This window comes from Paraburkholderia haematera (genome assembly GCF_905220975.1).
Taxonomy (GTDB): Bacteria; Pseudomonadota; Gammaproteobacteria; order Burkholderiales; family Burkholderiaceae; genus Paraburkholderia; species Paraburkholderia haematera.
The window spans coordinates 189,649-210,527 of record NZ_CAJNBK010000006.1 but is presented as its reverse complement, the minus strand read 5'-3'; the positions used below and the strand labels follow the sequence as shown (position 1 = coordinate 210,527).

Here is a 20,879-nt window from a genome sequence, read left to right as displayed (position 1 = left end):
CAAGGAAGGGGAATCATGTCGCATGCACTGCCCGACCGGCTTCTGCCCGGCTCGCCCTATCCGCTCGGCGCCAGCTGGGATGGCCTCGGCGTCAACTTTGCGGTGTTCTCGGCGAATGCGCAGAAAATCGAACTTTGCCTGTTCGATCCCACCGGTCGCAAGGAGATCAGACGCTTCACGCTGCCCGAATGCACCGACGAAGTCTGGCACGGCTATTTGCCCAACGCGCACCCCGGCACGGCCTACGGCTTTCGCGCGCATGGGCCGTATCAGCCGCAGCATGGGCATCGCTTCAATCCGCACAAGCTCTTGCTCGATCCGTATGCACGCAAACTGGTCGGACAGTTTCGCTGGTCCGACGCACTGTTCGGTTATCGCGTGCATTCGAATCGTGCCGACCTGTCGATCGACCGCCGCGATTCGGCGCCGGCCATGCCGAAATGCGTCGTGATCGACGAAGCCTTCGACTGGTCGCACGATAAGCGCCCGAATGTGCCGTGGGGCGAAACCGTTATCTATGAAGCACATGTGCGCGGCATATCGATGTTGCGCGCCGATTTGCGCCAGCACGAACGCGGCACGTTCGCCGCGCTGGCTTCGCCGGAATTCATCGAGCATTTGCTGAAGCTCGGCGTGACCGCCGTCGAATTGCTGCCCGTGCATGCGTTTCTGAACGACCGCTTTCTGGTGGAGCGCGGCCTGCGCAATTACTGGGGTTACAACACCGCGGCATTTTTTGCACCGGAGCCGTCGTATCTGAGCACACACCGGCTCGATGAAATGCGCATCGCCGTGCGTCAGTTGCACGCGGCCGGCATCGAAGTAATTCTCGACGTGGTCTACAACCACACCTGCGAAGGCAACGAGATGGGGCCGACCGTCTCATGGCGCGGCCTCGACAATGCGAGCTACTACCGCCTGATTCCCGGCGACGAACGCCACCATATCAACGACACGGGCTGCGGCAATACCGTGAACCTGCCGCATCCGCGTGTCCTGCAGATGGTGATGGATTCGCTGCGCTACTGGTCGACCAAGTTCAATATCGACGGCTTCCGGTTCGATCTCGGCGTGACGCTCGGCCGCGAGCAACACGGTTTCGATCCCGGCTCCGGTTTCTTCGACGCCTTGCGCCAGGACCCGATCCTGTCGCAACGCAAGCTGATTTCCGAGCCGTGGGACATCGGGCCGGGCGGTTATCAACTCGGCAATCATCCGCCGGGGTTCGCCGAATGGAACGACCGTTTCCGCGACACAGTGCGCCGCTTCTGGCGCGGTGATGCGGGCCTGCGCCCCGATCTCGCCGCGCGCCTGACCGGTTCCGCCGATCTGTTCAACCGTCGTTTCAGGAAACCATGGGCATCGGTCAACTTTGTCACGTCACATGACGGCTTTACGCTCGCCGACGTCACCGCGTACGAGCACAAGCATAACGAAGCGAATCGCGAAGACAACAACGACGGCCACAATGAAAACTGCAGTCGCAATTGGGGTGTGGAAGGCCCGACCGACGATCCGGCCATTCTCGACACCCGCAAGCGCGTGGCCCGCTCGCTGATTGCCACGCTGCTGGTGGCGCTCGGCACGCCCATGATGCTGGCAGGCGACGAATCGCTGCGTACGCAGAATGGCAACAACAATGCGTACTGCCAGGACAACGAACTATCATGGATCGACTGGGAGCGCACGGAATCGCTCGACGGCCGCCAGATGTCCGCGTTCGTCGCGCGCGTGATCGCGCTGCGCAAACAGCATCCGCTGCTACGCGAAACGCGTTTTCTGTTCGGCGACCGCGAAGTGTTACCGGGCCTGTTCGACGTCGGCTGGTTCGACGAGCACGGCGATCCGCTGACCATCGAAGCCTGGCAGGACCCGGAAGGCCGCGCGTTCACGCTGCGTCGCGCGGGTCCGGGCTTGAATGGCGAAACGGAAGTATTGTTGATGATGCTCAACGCCGCGGCGGAAACGCTGCGTTTCACCCCGCCCGCGCCGCATCTGGAATGGCATGTGTTGCTCGACACGGCCGAGCCGGAAAGCGCGCCGCACCGGTTGGCGGTGCCGGAGGTCGAAGTGGCCGCGCACAGCCTCGTGATACTGGCGGCGCAACCCGTCGGCGAAGCGGATTGGCAGGCGGGCTGGAAGGCCGGCGCGCAGTACGGGCCGCGGCTGTTGACTGCCCTGCCGCCCGATCCGGGCGCGCATCCGCCGAGCGGCGATACGTCGCCGACCACGTAGGCGAGAAGCAAAACCGAATGGTGATGAATCATGTCCGAAAGTCCCATTGATCCTCACGCGCATCATCACGCGCACTGCCTGCCGTTCAGCGCGCAGTTGCTGGGCGCTACGGGCGCGAAGCCGCGTACGCGCTTCCGTTTCTGGGCGCCTTCGTGCAGGACGGTACAGGTGGACATCGAAAACGGACCGGCCCAGGGCGAGCACGACATGACGTCCACCGGGAATGGCTGGTTCGAAGCAACCGTCGACTGTGGCGCCGGCACGCTGTATCGCTTCCGGCTCGATGGCGAGCATGCCGTGCCCGATCCTGCGTCGCGCTTCCAGCCGCAGGACGTGCACGGCCCGAGCGAAGTGATCGACCCGCGCGCCTATCGTTGGGAACATACGAACTGGCATGGCCGCCCGTGGGAAGAAACGGTGTTGTACGAGTTGCACGTCGGCGCGACGGGTGGTTATGCCGGCGTACAGAAACGTTTGTCCGCGCTGGTCGCGCTCGGCGTAACGGCGATTGAATTGATGCCGTTGAACGACTTTCCCGGCAAGCACAACTGGGGCTACGACGGCGTGCTGCCGTATGCGCCCGATTCCGCGTACGGCCGGCCCGAAGAACTGAAAGCATTGATCGACGCCGCGCACGGCCTCGGATTGATGGTATTTCTCGATGTGGTCTATAACCACTTCGGCCCAGACGGCAATTATCTGCACGAGTACGCCCGCTCGTTTTTCCGCGAGAACACGCACACGCCGTGGGGTCCCGCGATCGATTTCAACCGCTGTGAAGTGAGTGACTTCTTCACGGACAACGCCGTCTACTGGATCAACGAATATCGTATCGACGGTCTGCGTTTCGACGCGGTGCATGCCATTGACAATCCGGCGTGGCTGCGCGAATTGTCCGACCATATCCGCGCAAAAGTGCAGCACGGACGGCATGTGCATCTGGTGCTGGAAAACGAGCACAACAGTGCGAGCCTGCTGGAAACGCATTTCGACGCGCAATGGAACGACGACGCGCACAACACGCTGCATGTTCTGCTGACGGGCGAAACCGAAGGCTATTACCACGCCTATAAAGATCAGCCGATCCGCCGCCTCGCGCGCGTGTTGTCCGAAGGCTTCGCGTATCAGGGCGACCCGTCGCCGATTCACGACGGCGCACCGCGCGGCGAACCGAGCCGGCATCTGCCGACGACGTCATTCGTGATGTTCTTGCAGAACCACGATCAGATCGGCAATCGCGCATTGGGCGAGCGTCTGCGCAAGCTGACTTCGGACGATGCCTTGCGCGCCGCCACCGGTTTGCTGCTGCTCTCGCCGCAAATTCCCCTGCTATTCATGGAGGAGGAATACGGCTCGACTCAGCCGTTCCTGTTTTTCACCGACTACACCGGCGAACTCGCCGACGCCGTGCGCGAAGGACGGCGTCGCGAATTCGCACGCTTTTCAGCGTTCAGCGACGAAACGCGTCGCGCGCAGATTCCCGATCCGAACGACGTAAAAACCTTTGCGGCCTCGTCGCCGCCCGAGCCTGATCAAGGCACCGCCGCGGATGACACCGCGAAAGACCGTCTCGACTGGATGCACTTCTATAAATCCGCGCTCGCCGTGCGGGGGAAGCTGATCACGCCGCGCCTGAAACATTCCAAAGCGCTCGGTTCGACCGTGCTGGCCGCCGCAAACGGCGGCGACGCCAATGCGCTAGTCAGCCGCTGGAAACTCGGTGACGGCGAAACCTTGTCGATCGCGTTGAATCTCTCGAAGGAAAACGTGGCGTTCCCCGATCTGCCTGCGGGCAAAGTGATTTTCGAAACGCCGCCGCGCGTGCGCGAGCAGGTCGACGCCAGGACGTTGCCGCCGTATGCGTTTGTCGCATGGGTAACCGGCGACGTCAGCGACTATGCCATCGGCCACGATGCGCGCATCGCGAGCCAACAGGAGCACCACGCGTGAGTACCCGACGCCCGACCGATACGATCGACACCCTTGCCACTCGCGCCGGCTTCGAGGTCGAATGGCGGGATGCGCACCATACGACGCAGCATGTGCCGGAAAGCACGCTCTGCGTGCTGCTCGAACGAATGGGGCTGCCTTGCGGTAATGCCACGCAAATCCGCCACAGCGCGGCCACGCTCGACGCCGAACTGTCCGGCCGCAAACTACCGCAGCTGATGACCGCGGAGGTCGAGCGCGGCATCGCGCTACCGGCCGCGGCGATCAAATCCGGCAGTCACTACCGGATCGAACTCGAAAGCGGCTCGATCATCGACGGGCGCTTCACGGCGCCGAAAGGCGAGGAAGCGTTGCTCACCCCGATCGACGAAACCGGCTATCACACGCTGGTGATCAATGAGCAACGCATGACATTGGCCGTGGCGCCTTCGCGCTGCTATACCGTCGCGGACGCATGGCGCACGCTGCACGACGGCGCCGCGGCACACACGACACATGCGCCGCCGCTGTGGGGCATTGCCGCACAGTTATACGGCTTGCGCCGCACGGGCGATGGCGGCATCGGCGACTATACGGCCCTCGCGCAGATGGCGATTGAAAGCGCCAGGCGTGGCGCGCACGCGCTCGCGGTCAGCCCGACACACGCGATGTTCAGCGCCGAGCCGAATCGCTTCAGTCCGTATTCGCCGTCGTCGCGTTTGTGGCTGAACGTCACGCATATCGATCCCGCTGCGGTGTTCGGCACGGACGCCGCGCGCACCGCGCTCGAAGCCGCACAGGGCACCGGCACATGGTCCGCACTCGAAGCCTTGCCGCTGATCGATTGGCCGAACGCGGTCGTGCTGAAGCTGAAGGTTTTACGCATGCTGTACGAGAACTTCTGCACACATGAACGCACGCAGGACACGCCGCGTGCGCTCGAATTTCATGGCTTCTGCGAACGGGCCGGCCGTTCGCTCGAAGATCACGCGCGTTTCGAAGCGCTGCAGGCAGTGCAGTTGACTCAAAAGGGCGGTCATGGCCATTGGCGCGATTGGCCTGAAGCGTTGCGCGATCCACGCAGCCCCGAAGTTGAGGCCTTTGCCGAAGCGCATCGGCATGAAGTCGATTTTCATCTGTTCTTGCAGTGGCTCGCCGCCAAGGGTTTGTCGCACGCGCAGCGTGCCGCGACCGACGCCGGGATGGCCGTCGGCCTGATCGCGGACCTGGCCGTCGGGTGCGATAGTGCCGGCAGCCATGCATGGTCGTATCGCGACGACATGCTGCAAGGTATTTCAGTGGGCGCACCGCCCGATCTGTTCAACCAGGCCGGCCAGGCGTGGGGGCTCACTACCTTCTCGCCGCGCGCGATGCGCACGCAAGGCTTCTCCGCGTTCATCGACATGCTGCGTGCGGCGTTCGCGCATGCGGGCGGCATCCGCATCGATCACATTCTCGGCTTGCGGCGCCTGTGGCTCGTGCCCGAAGGCGAAAGCGCGCGCAACGGCGCCTATCTGCGCTATCCGCTCGAAGATCTGCTGCGGCTGATCGCGCTCGAATCGTGGCGGCATCGCGCGATCGTGATCGGCGAAGACCTCGGCACCGTGCCGCACGGTTTTCGCGAGCGGCTCGACGAACACGGTCTCGCCGGCATTCGCGTGCTGTGGTTCGAAGGCGCGGAAGGCGGCAACGGTTTCAAGCCGCCGCACGCGTGGGACCGCAACGCCGTCGGCACCACGACCACCCATGATCTGCCGACCGTGGCGGGCTGGTGGCGCGGCAGCGACATCACGTGGCGCAACCGGATCGGTCAGACGATGGCGCGCGCCGACGGCCGCGACGCGGAGGAAGTGGCCCAGGCAGAACGCGCCACCGATCGCGCTCTGCTTTGGCGCGCGTTTCAGGACGCCGGCGTCGCCGTGCCGGACGTGGGAGCGCCGCCGCCCGACAAGGCGCCCGTGGACGAGGCACTCGCCTTCGTCGCCGCTACGCCCGGGCCGCTCGTCACACTCCCGCTCGAAGATTTGCTCGCGCTCGTCGAGCAGCCGAATCTGCCCGGTTCGATCGACGAGCATCCGAACTGGCGCCGCCGCGTGAGCTTGCCCATCGACGAATTGTTCCAGGACGACACCTTCAGCGATCGCCTGCTGGCCGTCGATCGCGCGCGCCGCGGCGCAACGGCCGTTCCTGCTTCCTCATCCAGCGCTTCTTCGGACCCGGATACGCCATGACCGTCCCGCGCTCCACGCTCCGCCTCCAATTCCATCGGGGCTTTACCTTCGACGATGCCGCGAAGCATGTCGACTACTTCGCCGCGCTCGGCATCAGCCACCTGTACGCGTCGCCTATCACCACTGCCGAGCCGGGTTCGATGCACGGCTACGATACCGCCGACTACGCCCAGGTCAACGCCGAATGCGGCGGCGAGGCTGGCCTGAAACGCCTCGTCGATGCACTGCGCGCGCGCAACATGGGGTTGATCGTCGACGTGGTGCCGAATCATATGGGCGTCAGCGGCCCAAGCAATGCGTGGTGGCTCGACATCCTCGAATGGGGCCGGCACAGCACGTATGCGCGCCATTTCGATGTTGACTGGCACTCGCCCGATCCGGCCCTGCGCGGCAAGGTGCTGGTGCCGGCACTCGGCGCACCTTACGGCGAGGAACTCGCGGCAGGGCGGATTGCGCTGCGTTTTGCGGCTGACAGCGGGCGCTTTTATATCGGCTACGGGCCGCACGTGTTTCCGGTGTGCCCAATCGATTACGCGACGATTCTGCAAAGCGGCGACCGTGCCGATCTCAGCGCACAGGCCGAACGTTTCCAGGGCCTGACGACGCAACCGGCCGACCAGCCGCGCGCCGCCGAAGGACGCGACATGCTGCGCGAGTTCGTCGCGCAAAACGGCGCCGCGGCGATCGAGTCGGTGCTGCAAGCGTATGCACCCGCGGATCCGGTAGCGCGTGACCGTTTGCATCGTCTGATCGAACGGCAGCACTTCCGCCTCGCATGGTGGCGCACCGCTTCGGACGAGGTGAACTGGCGGCGTTTCTTCGACATCTCGACGCTGGCGGGCGTGCGCGTGGAGCGGCCCGAAGTGTTCGAGGCCGTGCATGCGCTGGTTTTCCGTCTGTATCAGGAAGGCGTGGTGGACGGTTTGCGAATCGACCACATCGACGGTCTCGCCGAACCGCGTGAGTACTGTCAGCGCCTGCGGCAGCGCCTCACCGAATTGCGCGACACGGCGCCGTATGTGGTCGTCGAAAAAATTCTCGGACGCGACGAACCGCTGCGCGACGATTGGCCCGTGGACGGCACCACCGGCTACGATTTCATGAACGACGTGGGCGCGCTGCTGCACGATCCGGCCGGCGCCGAGCCGCTTGCGCAGACGTGGGCCGAACTCACCGGCGGCAGCCCGCGCTTCGCCCACGAAGCCCTGGCCGCGCGCCGGAAGATTCTCGCGGAGAACCTCGCGGCGGAACTGGATCGTGCAGCGCGCGCGTTGCATCGGATTGCCCGCGATTCGCTGACGACGCGCGATTTCACCTTCACTGCGCTGCGGCGCGTGCTGACCGAACTGGTCGTGCATTTTCCGGTGTATCGGATCTATCCACAAAACGGGCTGCGCAGCGCCGCCGATAACGCGTATTTCGAGCAGGCGCTGGCAGGCGCGAGGCAGACGCTTTCGCGCGCGGACTATGGGGTGCTCGACCGCGTGAATGCGTGGCTCGGCGGCAGCGCCGAAGACGTGCCGAACGCACGGGGCAACGCCCCTTCACAGCAGCAGGGACCGAATGGCGCGCCGCCGAGTCATGCCGGTTCCGCGCGCCGCACCGCGCAGACGCTGTTTGCGCAATTGACCGCGCCGGTCGCGGCGAAGGCGATTGAAGATACAGCGTGCTATCGCTATGGACGTTTGCTGTCGCGCAATGAGGTCGGCTCGGACCCGGGCGAGTTTGCGTTGTCAGTCGAGCAATTTCATGCGGCGAATCTCGCGCGCTCGCAGCGCTTTCCTCACGCGATGCTCGCCACGGCGACGCATGACCATAAGCGTGGCGAAGACGTGCGCGCGCGGCTTGCCGTGTTGAGCGAAATCCCGGATGAATGGAGCGTCAGGTTGCGCGCGTGGTCGACACTGAACGCGCCGCTTCGCCGCGCCGTCGACGGTAAGCCGATCAGCAGCGCAGGCAAGGACGCAAGCAGCTACGATTGGGCGCCGGGCCCCGCCGCCGAGGCGATGCTGTATCAGACGCTGGTGGGCTGCTGGCCACCGGATCTAAAGCCGGACGATGCAGCCGGCGTCAAGGCACTGGCCGAGCGGGTCGCGCAATGGCAGTTGAAAGCGCTGCGGGAAGCCAAGCTGCAGACCAACTGGCTCGCTCCCGACGAAGCCTATGAGGCCGGTTGCCGCGATTTCCTGTTCGATATCCTGGCACCGCAGCGGCGCGACGGTTTCCTGCGCGAGTTGTCCGCTTTCGTCGCGCGAATTGGACGCGCCGGTGCGCTCAATAGCTTGCAGCAAACGGTGTTGCGGCTCACGTCGCCTGGGATTCCCGATCTTTATCAGGGCACTGAGTTGTGGGATTTCAGTCTGGTCGATCCTGACAATCGCCGGCCCGTCGACTTTGCCAAGCGTGAGGCGTGGCTGGTGCAGACACCGCCTTCGGAGTTCCTGGCAAGCTGGCGCGATGGCCGGGTGAAACTCGCGGTGGTGCAGCGCGTGCTGGCGTTGCGCGCGCATTTGCCGGAGTTGCTGAGTCAGAGTACTTATCTGCCGCTCGAGGTGCGCGGTGCGCATGCGTCGAATGTGATCGCGTTTGCGCGGCGGCATGGGAATGCGTGGGCTGTGGTGGTGGCGAGCCGGCTTGCTGCCGGCTTGCTCGGTAATAGTGGCGAAAGCGGCGAAAGCGGCGATCTGCCGATGGTCGATCCGGATAAGTGGGGCGATACGGCAATCGCGATGCCTGCGGATCTGGCCGCGCGGGCGCTGTTCGACTGGTTGAGTCCGGCGGCGCCTAAAGTCGATGAAAACGGCTTGCTTTATCTGCGCGATGCGTTGGGTGCGATGCCTGTCGCCGTGTTGGTGGAGGACGGTGTGCCACGCAGTTGATCCGCGATTTTTAGCGAGTTGCAGGCGGTTAAAGTACCTGTGCTTTAACCGCCTTCGTCGTCGAATATCTTCGGATAAACGCGCACGAGGACGATGCGCGGTCCCTTCATCTTCTTGACCACCACGTCGAAGCGATCGAACTCGACGCGCTGCCCTTCGCTAGGCAGATCGTTGAGCGCCTGAATCACGAGACCGCCGACCGATTCGGCCTTGCCTTCGTCGATGTCGATCCCGAGCGCACGTTCCAGCGACACCACCGGCAAGCTGCCCTTACCCATCAACGTGCCGTCGTCCATGCGCGTCCAGTCGGCGTCGCCCTGGCGGAATTCGTCGTGGATTTGCCCAACCAGTGCGCCGAGCAGATTGTCCAGTGTCAGAAAGCCGATCGGCTTCGAGTTCTTATGACCCACTAGCGCGAAATGCGGCGCACCCTTGCGGAAGCGGCGAAACAGTTCGAGCGCCGGCATGTCCGGCTTCACATACTGCACGGGCCGCGCGTATTTGGAGAGGTCGTCGAGCGTGCTGCCCGCATGCCTCGCCAGCAGCAAATCCTTCAAATGAATCATGCCGGCCACGCGCTCGCCGGACGCGTCTTCGAACAACGGATAGCGGCTGAAGCGGTGCCGCGCCACCACTTGCATGTTTTCGCGCAACGGCACATCGCGCCGCATGCCGACCATCTCATGGGACGGACGCATCAGGTCCGAGACGGTCATGCGCGAGAAATCCAGCGAATGCGCAATCGTGTTCCATTCGTCCTGGCTGTACGCGCCATCCGGCGCACCAAGCCCGGTCGCGACATTGGCGTGGCGGCCACGCAGGATCAACTTGAGTTCGTCCGTCGAGTAATGCGAGTCGTGGCCGTGGTCCGCGTCGAGGCCGGCGAGTTTCAACACGGCATTGGCGCTCGAGTTGAGCACCCAGATCGCCGGATACATCGCCCAGTAGAAACCGTACAGCGGCGTAGCAGCCCACAACGAAACCTTTTCCGCTTCACGAATCGCCAGCGACTTCGGCGCCAGTTCGCCCACCACGATATGCAGGAACGAAATGCACGAGAACGCGAAGAACAACGAGATGCCGTGAATCAGCTTCTCCGATTCCACGCCCAGCAGACTGAAGACCGGCGTGAGCAGTTCCGCGAACGCCGGCTCGCCGATCCAGCCGAGTCCGAGCGACGCCAGCGTAATGCCGAGCTGACAGGCGGACAGATACGCGTCGAGCCGTCCGTGCACCTTCGCCAGCAAACGCCCACGCATGCCGTGTTTGGCGGCAAGGCTCTGCACGCGGGTCTGCCGCAGCTTCACCAGACCGAATTCGGCGGCGACGAAAAAACCGTTGAGGGCGACGAGAAACAATGCACCGATAAGGGCGACTACCTGGATCAAAGCGAAGGGCTCCGGCAACAAAAGTTGTCAGTATAGAGGGCGAAAGCGAGATGAAAGTTAATCGCGTACAGGAACGCGTGCCGGGGGCCGCCGCTCACGTTGGGGTCGACGCCGTCAGTGGCACATGCAGTGCGAGCGTAACAGTTTCGCTCTCAGGTGCCTCGCTTTGTTCGAAGCTACCGCTGTGCGCTTCGGCAACGCGCTTGCACAGCGCGAACACCCACGCGATCCGTTTGGCTTCGCGCGGCTCGCGCGCCTGTTTGCGGGCAAAGGCTTCCAGCAAATGCGGCAACGAAGGGTCGTCCAGTGCCGCGGCGCTCTGATTGAAGGTGACGCTGGCGTACCACCTGGTGGCATCCGCACGTGTGGCCAGCGTGACGACGGCACCCTCCGTGCCCGCCTCCACGGCAAACGTGAGCATTACCCATAGCGCGGCGGCCAGGCGTTCACGGTCGCCGTTGAGCTGCTCCGTAGCGAGCTGCGAATCGACCGTGACCTCGACGCCGCGCGCGCGCGCCAACCCGGAGCGGACTTCTTCAACGGTTTCATCAAGTAGCGGATGCAACGGAAACGAAGCATGAGCCAGCGGCAGCGATTTGGTCCCGGCACGCGTGGCATCGACAATCGTCTCCAGCAGCTTCACCTGCTGGTCCACGCCGTTGCGAATTCCGGTGACGGCGCGCTGCGAGTTGGGGTCGTTCGCATCGAGCTTGCGCTCGAGCACGTACGCCCAGCTATGGATGGCGTTCAGCGGGCCTCGCAGGTCATGCGACACCAACGAGAGTACGTGGTCGCGCATGAACAGCGCGGTCTCCGCGCGCAGATGTGCGGTGCGTTCGGAGACGGCAAAGCCGGAAAGAACGGGATTTGCGCCGACGGTCCCGTTGGAAGACGTTGTCACGATCGAGCCCTCTCAGGCGGTACATGAAATATTGAACGGAACCCCATTATAGGCATGCCGCCCGACGCAACCAGCCTGGCCGGATGGCTAACGTCGCCGCAAACGGCATGCCACCCGGGAATCCTCGGCGACGCAACGCCAACACGCCTACAATGTCGGTTTTTATGACGTGACCTAAGGAGCGACACATGTCGACTGTGACTACCGAATCCGGCCTGAAATATGAAGACATCGTTGAAGGCAACGGCGCCGAAGCGGTTGCCGGCAAGACCGTCAGCGTGCACTACACGGGCTGGCTGACCGACGGCCAGAAGTTCGACTCGAGCAAGGACCGCAACGACCCGTTCGCGTTCGTGCTGGGCGGCGGCATGGTCATCAAGGGTTGGGACGAAGGCGTGCAAGGCATGAAGGTCGGCGGCACGCGCAAGCTGACGATTCCGCCGCAACTCGGCTACGGCGTGCGTGGCGCAGGCGGCGTGATTCCGCCGAACGCAACGCTCGTGTTCGAAGTCGAACTGCTCGGCGTCTAAGTTTTCGCTGTTTTGCAATCGGGCCGCGCCAATGAGTCACCCCGCCGTCACCGCACCTAGCGTTTCGTTGCGCCGGTACGGCGCGATCGAAGCGTCGGACGTGCACGACTTTCACCAGGTCGTGCTCGGACTCGACGGTGCAATGGTGATGGCGGTAGACGGCGTCGCGCATCAGATCGACGCCGGCTCAGCCTGGCTCATTCCGGCCGGGGCGCGGCACGATTACGCGGGCATCGGCGAGAACCGGCAACTGGTGCTGGATTTGCCGGCCGCCTCGCTGGCCGTGCCGGAACGTCTGTTCGACCGCGCGCGGGCAGTGACGGTGGATGCCTCGCTCACGCAGCTCGTCTATCGGATTGCCGCGCACGCCGCAGGCGGCGCAGGCGGTGAACAAGCCGACGATCTGGATACCCGGCGTTTTCAATGGGATGCAGCCGCACGATTGGGTGCTGCGTTGGTCGCCGACTCCGGCACGGTGGCCGGGGCACAGGCATACGGCGCCGGCCTCGACTTTGCGCGCATCGACCGCTGGCTGCGCGCGCATCTCTCGGAGCCACTGCGTATTGCCGACCTTGCCGCGCACTGCGGTTTCGGCATGCGCCGTTTTCATCAGCTTTTTATCGAGGCCTTCGGCGAAACGCCCCATCGCTATTTGCAGCGTCTGCGGCTCGATACGTCTCTTGGCTTGCTGTCCGATCCACGTCTATCGCTCAGCGATATCGCGCTGGAAATCGGCTTTGGCGATCAGAGCGCCTACACCCACGCATTCACGCGGCGCTTCGGGCTGGCGCCCGGTCAATGGCGCGCGTTGCGCCATTGAGTTCGTGCCGTTCGCGAGCCACCTGAAAAGGCAGCCCGCGTTTCTTCCTGCTCTTTTGCTACTCCACTTCTGCAAGTGCCCGGCGTGATCAACCCGCCAGACCGCGCTGCAGATCGTCGCGGATATCGCCGGCGTTTTCCAGACCCACCGCAAGCCGGATCAGGCCTTCGCTAATGCCCGCCGCCGCGCGCGCTTCGGGCGTCACGCGAGCATGCGTAGTGGTGGCCGGATGCGTGATAGTGGTACGCGTATCGCCGAGATTGCCGGTAATCGAGCAGATCTTCGTGTTATCGATCACGCGCCAGGCATTCGCGCGCATCTGTTCAGGCGTATCGCCCTTCAGCTCGAACGACAGGATCGCGCCGCCCGCCTTTTGCTGGCGCATGGCCAGTGCATGCTGCGGATGCGATTCCAAGCCCGGATAGAACACGCGATTCACGGCCGGATGCTTTTCTAGCCAGCGCGCGATTTCGAGCGCATTCGCCGACTGCTTTTCAACCCGCAGCGTCAGCGTTTCCATGCCCTTGAGCAGCACCCACGCATTGAACGCGGACAGCGTCGGCCCGGCACTGCGCACGAACGGGAACACCTTTTCCATAATGAACTGCTTCGAGCCGACCAGCGCACCGCCAAGCACACGTCCCTGGCCGTCGAGGAACTTGGTGGCCGAATGCATCACCACATCCGCGCCGAGCTTCAGCGGCTGTTGCAACGCCGGGCTGCAGAAGCAGTTGTCGACCACGAATATCGCATTGGCCGCCTTCGCGATCTTGCTGATCGCTTCGATGTCCGCGACTTCGGTCAGCGGATTCGACGGCGTTTCGAGGAAGAACATTTTCGTCTCCGGGCGCACGGCGTTTTTCCACGCGTCCAGATCAGTCGGATCGACGAAGGTCGTCGTGATGCCGAACTTGCTGAAGATCTGCGAGAACATGCCGAGCGTCGAACCGAACAGCGCTTGCGAGCTGACCAGATGGTCGCCGGCCTGCAGCGTCGACATCACCACCGACATGATCGCGGCCATCCCCGAAGCCGTCGCCATACACGCCTCGCCGCCTTCGAGCGCGGCCAGACGGTCCTGGAACATCGTGACGGTCGGGTTCGTGAAGCGCGAATAGGTATAGTTGTCTTCGGAATTCTTGAATTTTTCGGCGGCGTCCGCGGCACTTGCGAAGACGAAGCTCGAGGTCAGGAAAATCGCTTCCGAATGTTCGTTGAAGTCGCTGCGCACGGTGCCCGATCGGACTGCCAGCGTGTCGAAGTTCAGTGAGTCGTCCATGTTAGTTCTGGTTTCCAATGTTCCATGGCTGGGTTCGGCGTCGACGGCTCACGTGAAACGAGCACAACAACGCCAAACGACAGCAACAAAAAAGCCCGCTTTTGCGTCGGCATAAGCGGGCTTCATGTGCGGGGGAAAGCTGGAGCGGAGGCGGATGACTGCGGTATTTCCACCTGTCGCTTTAGCTGTTTTGGGTTGCCCCGCGTCCGCAAGCTGAGATCAAATCGACGCAAGCCATCATGCTAACACGCTCGCGGCGTGGCGTGCAGCAGGCCACACCGTGAGCGCTATCACTCAACCGACCGACAATTGCAGATGCAGTTGCGAACGCGCCGGACCACCGCCGTCGGCCGCTTCGCTCGCGGCGTCGCGATCCGATTGCGAAGCCGGTGCGAGACGCGCGGTTTCGATGCGGTCGAGATACTCGGTCGTGATATCGCCGGTCACGTAGTTGCCGTCGAAGCACGAGGCTTCGAATTCCTTCAGCGCCGGGTTGATGTCGCGCACCGCCTGCTTCAGGGCGTCAACGTCCTGATAAACGAGATGGTCGGCGCCGATCATGCGCGCGACTTCGTCGTCCGTGCGGCCATGGGCGACGAGCTCACCGCGCGTGGGCATATCGATGCCGTAGACGTTCGGGTACTTCACCGGCGGCGCTGCCGAAGCGAAGATCACCTTGTTCGCGCCGGCATCGCGCGCCATCTGCACGATTTCGTGCGAGGTGGTGCCGCGCACGATCGAATCGTCGACGATCAGCACGTTCTTGCCCTTGAACTCGATACCCATCGCGTTCAGCTTCTGGCGCACCGACTTCTTGCGCATCGCCTGGCCCGGCATGATGAAGGTGCGGCCCACGTAGCGGTTCTTGAAGAAGCCTTCGCGATACTCGACGCCCAGTTTCTTCGCGACCTGCATCGCGGCCGGACGGGACGAATCGGGAATCGGCATCACGACGTCGATTGGGACGTCGGGCAATTCACGCTTGATCTTTTCGGCGAGGTAATCGCCCATGCGCAGACGCACGTTGTAGACCGGCACGCCGTCGAGCACCGAGTCCGGACGCGCGAGGTACACGAGTTCGAAAATGCACGGGTTCAAGCTCGGATTCGTCGCGCATTGCTGCGAGTGCAAATTGCCTTCGAGGTCGATGAAAATCGCTTCGCCCGGCGCAATGTCGCGCACAAATTCGAAACCGATGCCTTCAATCGCCACCGATTCCGACGCCAGGATCCACTCGACGCCTTCCGATGTTTCCTGCTTGCCGAGACACAGCGGGCGAATGCCGAACGGGTCGCGGAAACCGAGCAGGCCGTAGCCGGCGATCAACGAAACGATCGCGTACGAACCCCGCACCCGGCGATGCACGCCCGACACGGCGTTGAACAGCGCGGCCGGATCGAGCTGCAGGCTCGAACTTGAGAGCTGCAATTCGTGCGCGAGCACGTTGAGCATCACTTCGGTGTCGGAGTTGGTATTGATGTGGCGCCGATCGATGCGGAACATCTCATCTTTCAGTTGCTGCCAGTTGGTCAGATTGCCGTTGTGCGCGAGGATGATGCCGAACGGCGCGTTCACGTAGAACGGCTGGGCTTCTTCTTCGCTCGACGCCGAACCGGCGGTCGGGTAACGGACCTGGCCGATACCGGTGGTGCCGGGCAGGCTGCGCATGTTGCGCGTGCGGAACACGTCGCGCACCATGCCGTTGGCCTTGTGCATGTGGAAGTTGCTGCCGTTCGCTGTCGCGATGCCGGCGGCGTCCTGACCGCGGTGCTGCAGAAGCAGCAGGCTGTCATAGATCAGCTGATTGACCGGAGAGTGGGAAACTACGCCTACGATGCCGCACATGGCATGTCCTTCAAAGGTACGAAATTCGTAACGGCGGCCGGTGCCTGCGGTGCTGCGCGAGGGTACGCAACGGTACGCGGTGGTGCATAAAGGCAACCGGATTGCGCCGGAGTCCTGCTGCGCTCCTCTAACCGTTCACCTGATCGTCACACGCGGACGTAGGCAGCGAGCGTCTCGGGAAGCAGCGGTTTCATTACGTGCACGCCCTCGACCGCATAGGGCCGAAGCAAGGCGTTGCGCCAGAATTCCTGTTGGGGCAGTTCGGTCAAGCCTGCGAGGGCGACCAGAATCAGCACCAGAATGACCCCGCGTACGAGGCCGAACATCAAACCGAGCGAGCGGTCCACGCCGCTCAAGCCGGTTGCCTGCACGATGCGGCTCAGCAACGCGTTCAGCACGCTTGCCACCAGCACCACGCCGATCACCACCAGCGCGAACGCGAGGAGCCACTGGGTCAGCGCGCCGCCCGGCCACGTGGCGGGAATCAACGGCACGACATAACCGACGAAGCGGCAAGCAATGAAAAACGCCGCGATCCAGCCGATCAGCCCGAATATCTCAGACAAAAAGCCGCGCCATGTGCCGCGCAAGGCCGACAAACCGATCACCGCCATTACAGCGTAGTCGAAGGCAGTGAACATCGCTCGCTTACTGTGCAGCGCCGCTGTTCGCGCCCGACGTCAAGCCGGCCTCACGAACCTTCGCAATCGCGGCGCTAGCCGCTGCACGATCGGCGAACGGTCCGGCGCGCAATAGCGTGAGTGTCGAGCCGTCGGCCTGCTTCCGATGTTCGGTATATGCGGGCACTCCCGCTGCTTTCAACTTGGCGGCCCAACTTCGCGCGTTGGCGTCGTTCGCGAATGCGCCCAGCTGGACGGCGAAGCGGCTGCCCGGCGGCGATGCCGGCGTGCCGGAATTGGCGTCCGCGCTTGCGGCGGCAGTATTCGCGCTGTCTTCGCCCGGTGCTGGAGCGTTCGCTACGCTTTGCGTGGCGGGTGGGTTGGTCGGTTTGGCCGTGTTGGTTGGCTTGGCCGGTTTGACGACCGCGGCGGGCGCTGCAGGTGCCGTATTGGCGGCGACGGCGGGCGCTTGCGGTTTCACAGCCGGCTTGGCTGCGGGCGCTGTGCTCGTAGCCGTGCTCTGCTGCTGAGCGGCGCCAGACTGGCCTTGCGTGGCTGCCGTTGTCGGCGCAAGGCCGGAAGCGGCAAGTGCCGCGTCGGGCGCTGGGTTATCCGGTGCTACGCCCGCCTGCGTGTCTTCGTCGGTCTTGGCGAGCTTCGGCGCGGGACGGCTTGGAATGTCAATCGAGATGTCGTCTGTGACGGGCTTTGGATGTGAATCCAGCACCATGGGCAGGATCACCACCGCCGCGACGACCAGCGCGATCGCGCCGACGAGCCTGCGTCGCGCACGCTGCTTTTCGGGCAACGTAGGGTCGAGCAGCATCGCATCGGCATCCACGGTGCGCTCCGTGCGGCGGGTTCGCCGCTCCACACGCTCGCCACGGGCGGCCCGGGTGGAACTGGTGTTTGCGCCGCGCCGGCTGGGCGCGTCGTCTTTCTTGCCGAACGAGAAAATTCCCATGAATCGCTTGGTTCGAGCCTGGCGCCCGTTCAGTGTTGCTGCGATTTACGGTAGGCCATAACGCCTGCTACCGTATAGAAACTGCCGAAAACCACGATTCTATCATTCTCTGACGCTCGTTTTAGCGCGTCTTGGAATGCTTCTGCCGGTGTTGCGTAGCGCGTCACACTGCTGTCATTGCCGTCGCTCACACCCTGCTCGCGCAAAGCCGCTTCGAGTTGTTCCGCAGAAGCCGCACGCGGGGTCGGCAGATCGGTCACGCACCAGTGGTCGATTTCGCCTTTCAGGTGCGTCAATACGCCGGCAATGTCCTTGTCGCGCATCGCGCCGAACACGGCGTACGTGTACGGGAAAAAGCCCATATTGCCGAGGTTTTGCGTCAAGACCGCCGCGGCGTGCGGGTTATGGCCGACGTCGAGCACGATGGCCGGCTTGCCGGGCAACACCTGAAAGCGCCCCGGCAATTCGACGTTGGCGAGACCGAGCCGTATGTCTTGCGCCGACACAGGCAAACGGTCGCGCAGCGCTTCAAGACCGGCCAGTGCCGCCGACGTGTTGATCAACTGATTCGCGCCGCGCAACGCCGGATAGGCGAGCGAGGAACGGCGCATGGTCGGGCCCACGTAGCTCCATTGCTGGCGCTCGCTGCCTGCCTGCCCTTCATAACGGAAATCGCGGCCGAATAGCCACAGTTCGGCGCCGATCTCTTCGGCGTAATCGATCAGGGTTTGCGGCGGCACCGGATCGGCGCAGATCGCAGGCTTTCCCGGACGGAAAATACCGGCTTTTTCGAAGCCGATTTTCTCGCGCGTGTCGCCGAGATATTCGGTGTGGTCGATATCGATGCTGGTGATGATCGCGCAGTCCGCGTCGAGGATGTTGACCGCGTCGAGGCGGCCGCCCAGGCCGACTTCGAAGATCACCGCGTCCAGCCCGCGCGAAGCGAACAGGCTCATGATCGCCAGCGTAGTGAATTCGAAGTAAGTCAGCGTGACCGGTTCGCCGAGACTCAGGCGCGCGGCTTCGACGGCTTCGAAATGCGGCAGCAGATCTGCGTCGCTCGCCATTTCACCGTTCACGCGTGCCCGCTCGTTGAACGACAGCAGATGCGGCGACGTGTGGCAGCCGACCGTGAAACCCGCGCGCAGCAAAATCGATTCAAGGATCGCGCAGGTCGAACCCTTGCCGTTCGTGCCGCCGACCGTGATGATCGGGCACGCGAACGACAACTGCATCGCGTCACGCACCTGGGTGATACGGGCCAAACCCATGTCGATGCCGACCGGATGCGCGGATTCAAGGTGCGTGAGCCACGCGTCGAGGGTGGGGAATGTGGTCATCGAATGAATCTGTGCTGCGTTGCGAGACCGTGATTATCCCGGAAATGACAGCGCGCCGCTTGATGACTCTCGCGGCGCGCTATGTTTTTTTACTGCTTTTCTGACGGCTGCCGCGCCCGTCGGGGCGCGCAACGGCAGTGACGCGAAGGCTTACGCGACTGCGTCCGCCGGCTGATGGCTCAGGAGCGCCATCAATTGCGCGATTTCTTCACGCAGCTTGCGACGGTCGACGATCATGTCGACCGCGCCCTTCGTCAGCAGGAACTCGGCGCGCTGGAAGCCTTCCGGCAGCTTTTCACGCACGGTTTGTTCGATCACGCGCGGACCGGCGAAACCGATCAGCGCCTTCGGCTCGGCGATCACCACGTCGCCGAGGAACGCGAAACTCGCCGACACGCCGCCCATGGTCGGATCGGTTAGCACGGAAATGAACGGCAGCTTGGCTTCGGCGAGCTTGGTCAGCATCGCGGTGGTCTTCGCCATTTGCATCAGCGAGAGCAAACTTTCCTGCATCCGCGCGCCGCCCGAAGCGGTGAAGCAGATAAACGGCACTTTCTGTTCGAGCGCGTTCTGCGCGCCGCGCGCGAAACGCTCGCCGACCACCGAACCCATCGAGCCACCCATGAACGAGAACTCGAAACACGCGACCACCACCGGCAGCGTGTGGATGGCGCCGCCCATCACGACCATCGCGTCGGTTTCGTCGGTGTCGTCCATCGCCTCTTTCAGGCGATCCGGGTACTTGCGGCTGTCTTTGAACTTGAGCGCGTCGACCGGCACGATTTCCTGGCCGATTTCATAGCGGCCTTCCGGATCGAGCAGGCCGTCGAGCCGCTCACGCGCGCCGATACGCATGTGATGGTCGCACTTCGGGCAAACGTGCAGATTGGCCTCGACGTCATTGCGGTAAAGCACGGCTTCGCACGACGGGCACTTGATCCACAGGCCTTCCGGAATCCCCTTGCGGCTCTTCGGGTCGGTTTGTTTGATTTTCGGCGGCAGCAGCTTATCGAGCCAGCTCATATTGAATCCTTCTGGGGTCAGCGGTTGCGCAAACGGCGGGATGAACCCGCCGTTCACACTACAGACGACAAAAATAACTGTTATCGGGCAGTCGCGACGCTATCGAGCGCCTCGCGCACTTCGGCGATGAAGCGCGTGAGCGTCTCGGCGGCGGTTTCGGGAGCCGCCTGTTCGAGCAATTGCACGATACGGCTGCCGATCACGACGGCATCGGAGACTTCCGCCACCGAACGCGCTGTTTGCGCGTCACGGATGCCGAAACCGACGCCCACCGGCAGGGGTACGCGCGACTTGATGGCCGGGATTTTACTCGCGATGCTGGAAACGTCCAGATTTGCCGCGCCGGTCACGCCTTTCAACGACACATAATAGACGTAGCCGCTAGCGATTTTGCCGACTTCCGCGATACGCTCATCCGTCGAAGTGGGCGCAAGCAAAAAGATCGGATCGATGCCGGCAGATCGCATCTGTTCGGCGAAGTTAACACACTCTTCGGGCGGGTAGTCGACAACCAGCACGCCGTCCACCCCAGCTTCCTTCGCCGCTTTGGCGAAAGCCTCGGTGCCCATGCGCTCGATCGGATTGGCGTAGCCCATCAGCACCACCGGCGTCTTGTCGTCGGTTTCGCGGAAGCGCTTCACGTCGGCCAGCACGTGGCGCAGCGACACGCCATGCGCCAACGCGCGTTCGGACGATTGCTGAATCACCGGGCCGTCGGCCATCGGGTCGGAAAACGGCACGCCAAGTTCGATCACATCGGCGCCGCCGGCAGCGAGCGCGTGCATGAATTCGACCGTGCGCGCCGGATCCGGATCGCCGGCCGTCATGAACGGAATCAGGCCTTTTTTACCCTGGGCGGACAACGCGGCAAACGTGTTCTTGATACGGGACATGG

The 20,879-nt window shown here is 63.4% G+C and carries 15 protein-coding genes; 6 read left to right on the top strand and 9 right to left on the bottom strand.

Features of this window, described 5'->3' with window-relative positions; translation table 11 throughout:
- Positions 1-15 precede the first annotated feature (15 nt).
- From glgX to treY, 4 genes are read left to right on the top strand one after another with little or no spacing between them, the layout of a single operon-like run.
- On the top strand, positions 16-2,235 hold the full coding sequence (glgX, locus tag KHO23_RS14065; protein WP_211611837.1) for a glycogen debranching protein GlgX: 2,220 nt from the start codon (positions 16-18) through the stop codon (positions 2,233-2,235).
- Between the two features lie 30 nt (positions 2,236-2,265).
- Entirely contained in the window at positions 2,266-4,185 is a 1,920-nt protein-coding gene (gene treZ, locus KHO23_RS14060) for a malto-oligosyltrehalose trehalohydrolase (RefSeq protein ID WP_211611836.1), read from the top strand.
- On the top strand, positions 4,182-6,395 hold the full coding sequence (gene malQ, locus KHO23_RS14055) for a 4-alpha-glucanotransferase (protein ID WP_211611835.1): 2,214 nt from the start codon (positions 4,182-4,184) through the stop codon (positions 6,393-6,395). Before treZ ends, malQ begins: the two co-directional genes overlap by 4 nt.
- The gene (treY, locus tag KHO23_RS14050; protein ID WP_211611834.1) at positions 6,392-9,274 is read left to right on the top strand and encodes a malto-oligosyltrehalose synthase; all 2,883 of its coding nucleotides are present in this window, start codon (positions 6,392-6,394) and stop codon (positions 9,272-9,274) included. Before malQ ends, treY begins: the two co-directional genes overlap by 4 nt.
- A gap of 44 nt (positions 9,275-9,318) precedes the next feature.
- Here the strand turns inward: treY and KHO23_RS14045 are convergent, their stop codons facing one another.
- Both KHO23_RS14045 and KHO23_RS14040 read right to left on the bottom strand, forming a co-directional pair.
- Positions 9,319-10,662, bottom strand: coding sequence for a hemolysin family protein (locus KHO23_RS14045; protein ID WP_211611833.1), 1,344 nt, complete (start codon positions 10,660-10,662; stop codon positions 9,319-9,321).
- Between the two features lie 94 nt (positions 10,663-10,756).
- A complete protein-coding gene (locus tag KHO23_RS14040; protein ID WP_211611832.1) occupies positions 10,757-11,563 on the bottom strand; it encodes a sensor histidine kinase in 807 nt (268 codons plus the stop codon).
- Positions 11,564-11,751: 188 nt separating this feature from the next.
- Between KHO23_RS14040 and KHO23_RS14035 the strand changes: the two genes are divergently transcribed.
- Together KHO23_RS14035 and KHO23_RS14030 are read left to right on the top strand one after the other, a co-directional pair.
- The gene (locus tag KHO23_RS14035; RefSeq protein ID WP_211611831.1) at positions 11,752-12,093 is read left to right on the top strand and encodes an FKBP-type peptidyl-prolyl cis-trans isomerase; all 342 of its coding nucleotides are present in this window, start codon (positions 11,752-11,754) and stop codon (positions 12,091-12,093) included.
- A gap of 31 nt (positions 12,094-12,124) precedes the next feature.
- Positions 12,125-12,913, top strand: a complete 789-nt coding sequence (locus KHO23_RS14030) for an AraC family transcriptional regulator (RefSeq protein WP_211611830.1) — start codon at positions 12,125-12,127, stop codon at positions 12,911-12,913.
- Between the two features lie 88 nt (positions 12,914-13,001).
- Here the strand turns inward: KHO23_RS14030 and KHO23_RS14025 are convergent, their stop codons facing one another.
- From KHO23_RS14025 to trpA, 7 genes are all read right to left on the bottom strand, one after another.
- Entirely contained in the window at positions 13,002-14,192 is a 1,191-nt protein-coding gene (locus KHO23_RS14025; RefSeq protein WP_211611829.1) for an O-succinylhomoserine sulfhydrylase, read from the bottom strand.
- 294 nt (positions 14,193-14,486) lie between these two features.
- Complete coding sequence (gene purF / locus KHO23_RS14020) at positions 14,487-16,037, bottom strand: amidophosphoribosyltransferase (protein ID WP_211611828.1); 1,551 nt, start codon at positions 16,035-16,037, stop codon at positions 14,487-14,489.
- 146 nt (positions 16,038-16,183) lie between these two features.
- On the bottom strand, positions 16,184-16,678 hold the full coding sequence (locus KHO23_RS14015; RefSeq protein WP_211611827.1) for a CvpA family protein: 495 nt from the start codon (positions 16,676-16,678) through the stop codon (positions 16,184-16,186).
- A gap of 7 nt (positions 16,679-16,685) precedes the next feature.
- Positions 16,686-17,621: an SPOR domain-containing protein gene (locus KHO23_RS14010; protein WP_211611826.1), complete on the bottom strand. Its 936-nt coding sequence runs from the start codon at positions 17,619-17,621 to the stop codon at positions 16,686-16,688.
- Positions 17,622-17,650: 29 nt separating this feature from the next.
- Positions 17,651-18,961, bottom strand: coding sequence for a bifunctional tetrahydrofolate synthase/dihydrofolate synthase (folC, locus tag KHO23_RS14005; protein ID WP_211611825.1), 1,311 nt, complete (start codon positions 18,959-18,961; stop codon positions 17,651-17,653).
- 150 nt (positions 18,962-19,111) lie between these two features.
- The gene (gene accD, locus KHO23_RS14000) at positions 19,112-19,984 is read right to left on the bottom strand and encodes an acetyl-CoA carboxylase, carboxyltransferase subunit beta (RefSeq protein ID WP_211611824.1); all 873 of its coding nucleotides are present in this window, start codon (positions 19,982-19,984) and stop codon (positions 19,112-19,114) included.
- 80 nt (positions 19,985-20,064) lie between these two features.
- Entirely contained in the window at positions 20,065-20,877 is an 813-nt protein-coding gene (gene trpA, locus KHO23_RS13995) for a tryptophan synthase subunit alpha (RefSeq protein WP_097394835.1), read from the bottom strand.
- Positions 20,878-20,879 lie beyond the last annotated feature (2 nt).

Bases quoted from the DNA above. Each gene is read 5' to 3' on its own strand.
- KHO23_RS14025 (WP_211611829.1), bottom strand. From the start codon at position 14,192: ATGGACGACTCACTGAACTTCGACACGCTGGCAGTCCGATCGGGCACC.
- treZ (WP_211611836.1), top strand. From the start codon at position 2,266: ATGTCCGAAAGTCCCATTGATCCTCACGCGCATCATCACGCGCACTGC.
- KHO23_RS14010 (WP_211611826.1), bottom strand. From the start codon at position 17,621: ATGGGAATTTTCTCGTTCGGCAAGAAAGACGACGCGCCCAGCCGGCGC.
- accD (WP_211611824.1), bottom strand. From the start codon at position 19,984: ATGAGCTGGCTCGATAAGCTGCTGCCGCCGAAAATCAAACAAACCGAC.
- KHO23_RS14030 (WP_211611830.1), top strand. From the start codon at position 12,125: ATGAGTCACCCCGCCGTCACCGCACCTAGCGTTTCGTTGCGCCGGTAC.
- KHO23_RS14035 (WP_211611831.1), top strand. From the start codon at position 11,752: ATGTCGACTGTGACTACCGAATCCGGCCTGAAATATGAAGACATCGTT.
- glgX (WP_211611837.1), top strand. From the start codon at position 16: ATGTCGCATGCACTGCCCGACCGGCTTCTGCCCGGCTCGCCCTATCCG.
- KHO23_RS14015 (WP_211611827.1), bottom strand. From the start codon at position 16,678: ATGTTCACTGCCTTCGACTACGCTGTAATGGCGGTGATCGGTTTGTCG.
- trpA (WP_097394835.1), bottom strand. From the start codon at position 20,877: ATGTCCCGTATCAAGAACACGTTTGCCGCGTTGTCCGCCCAGGGTAAA.
- folC (WP_211611825.1), bottom strand. From the start codon at position 18,961: ATGACCACATTCCCCACCCTCGACGCGTGGCTCACGCACCTTGAATCC.
- purF (WP_211611828.1), bottom strand. From the start codon at position 16,037: ATGTGCGGCATCGTAGGCGTAGTTTCCCACTCTCCGGTCAATCAGCTG.
- treY (WP_211611834.1), top strand. From the start codon at position 6,392: ATGACCGTCCCGCGCTCCACGCTCCGCCTCCAATTCCATCGGGGCTTT.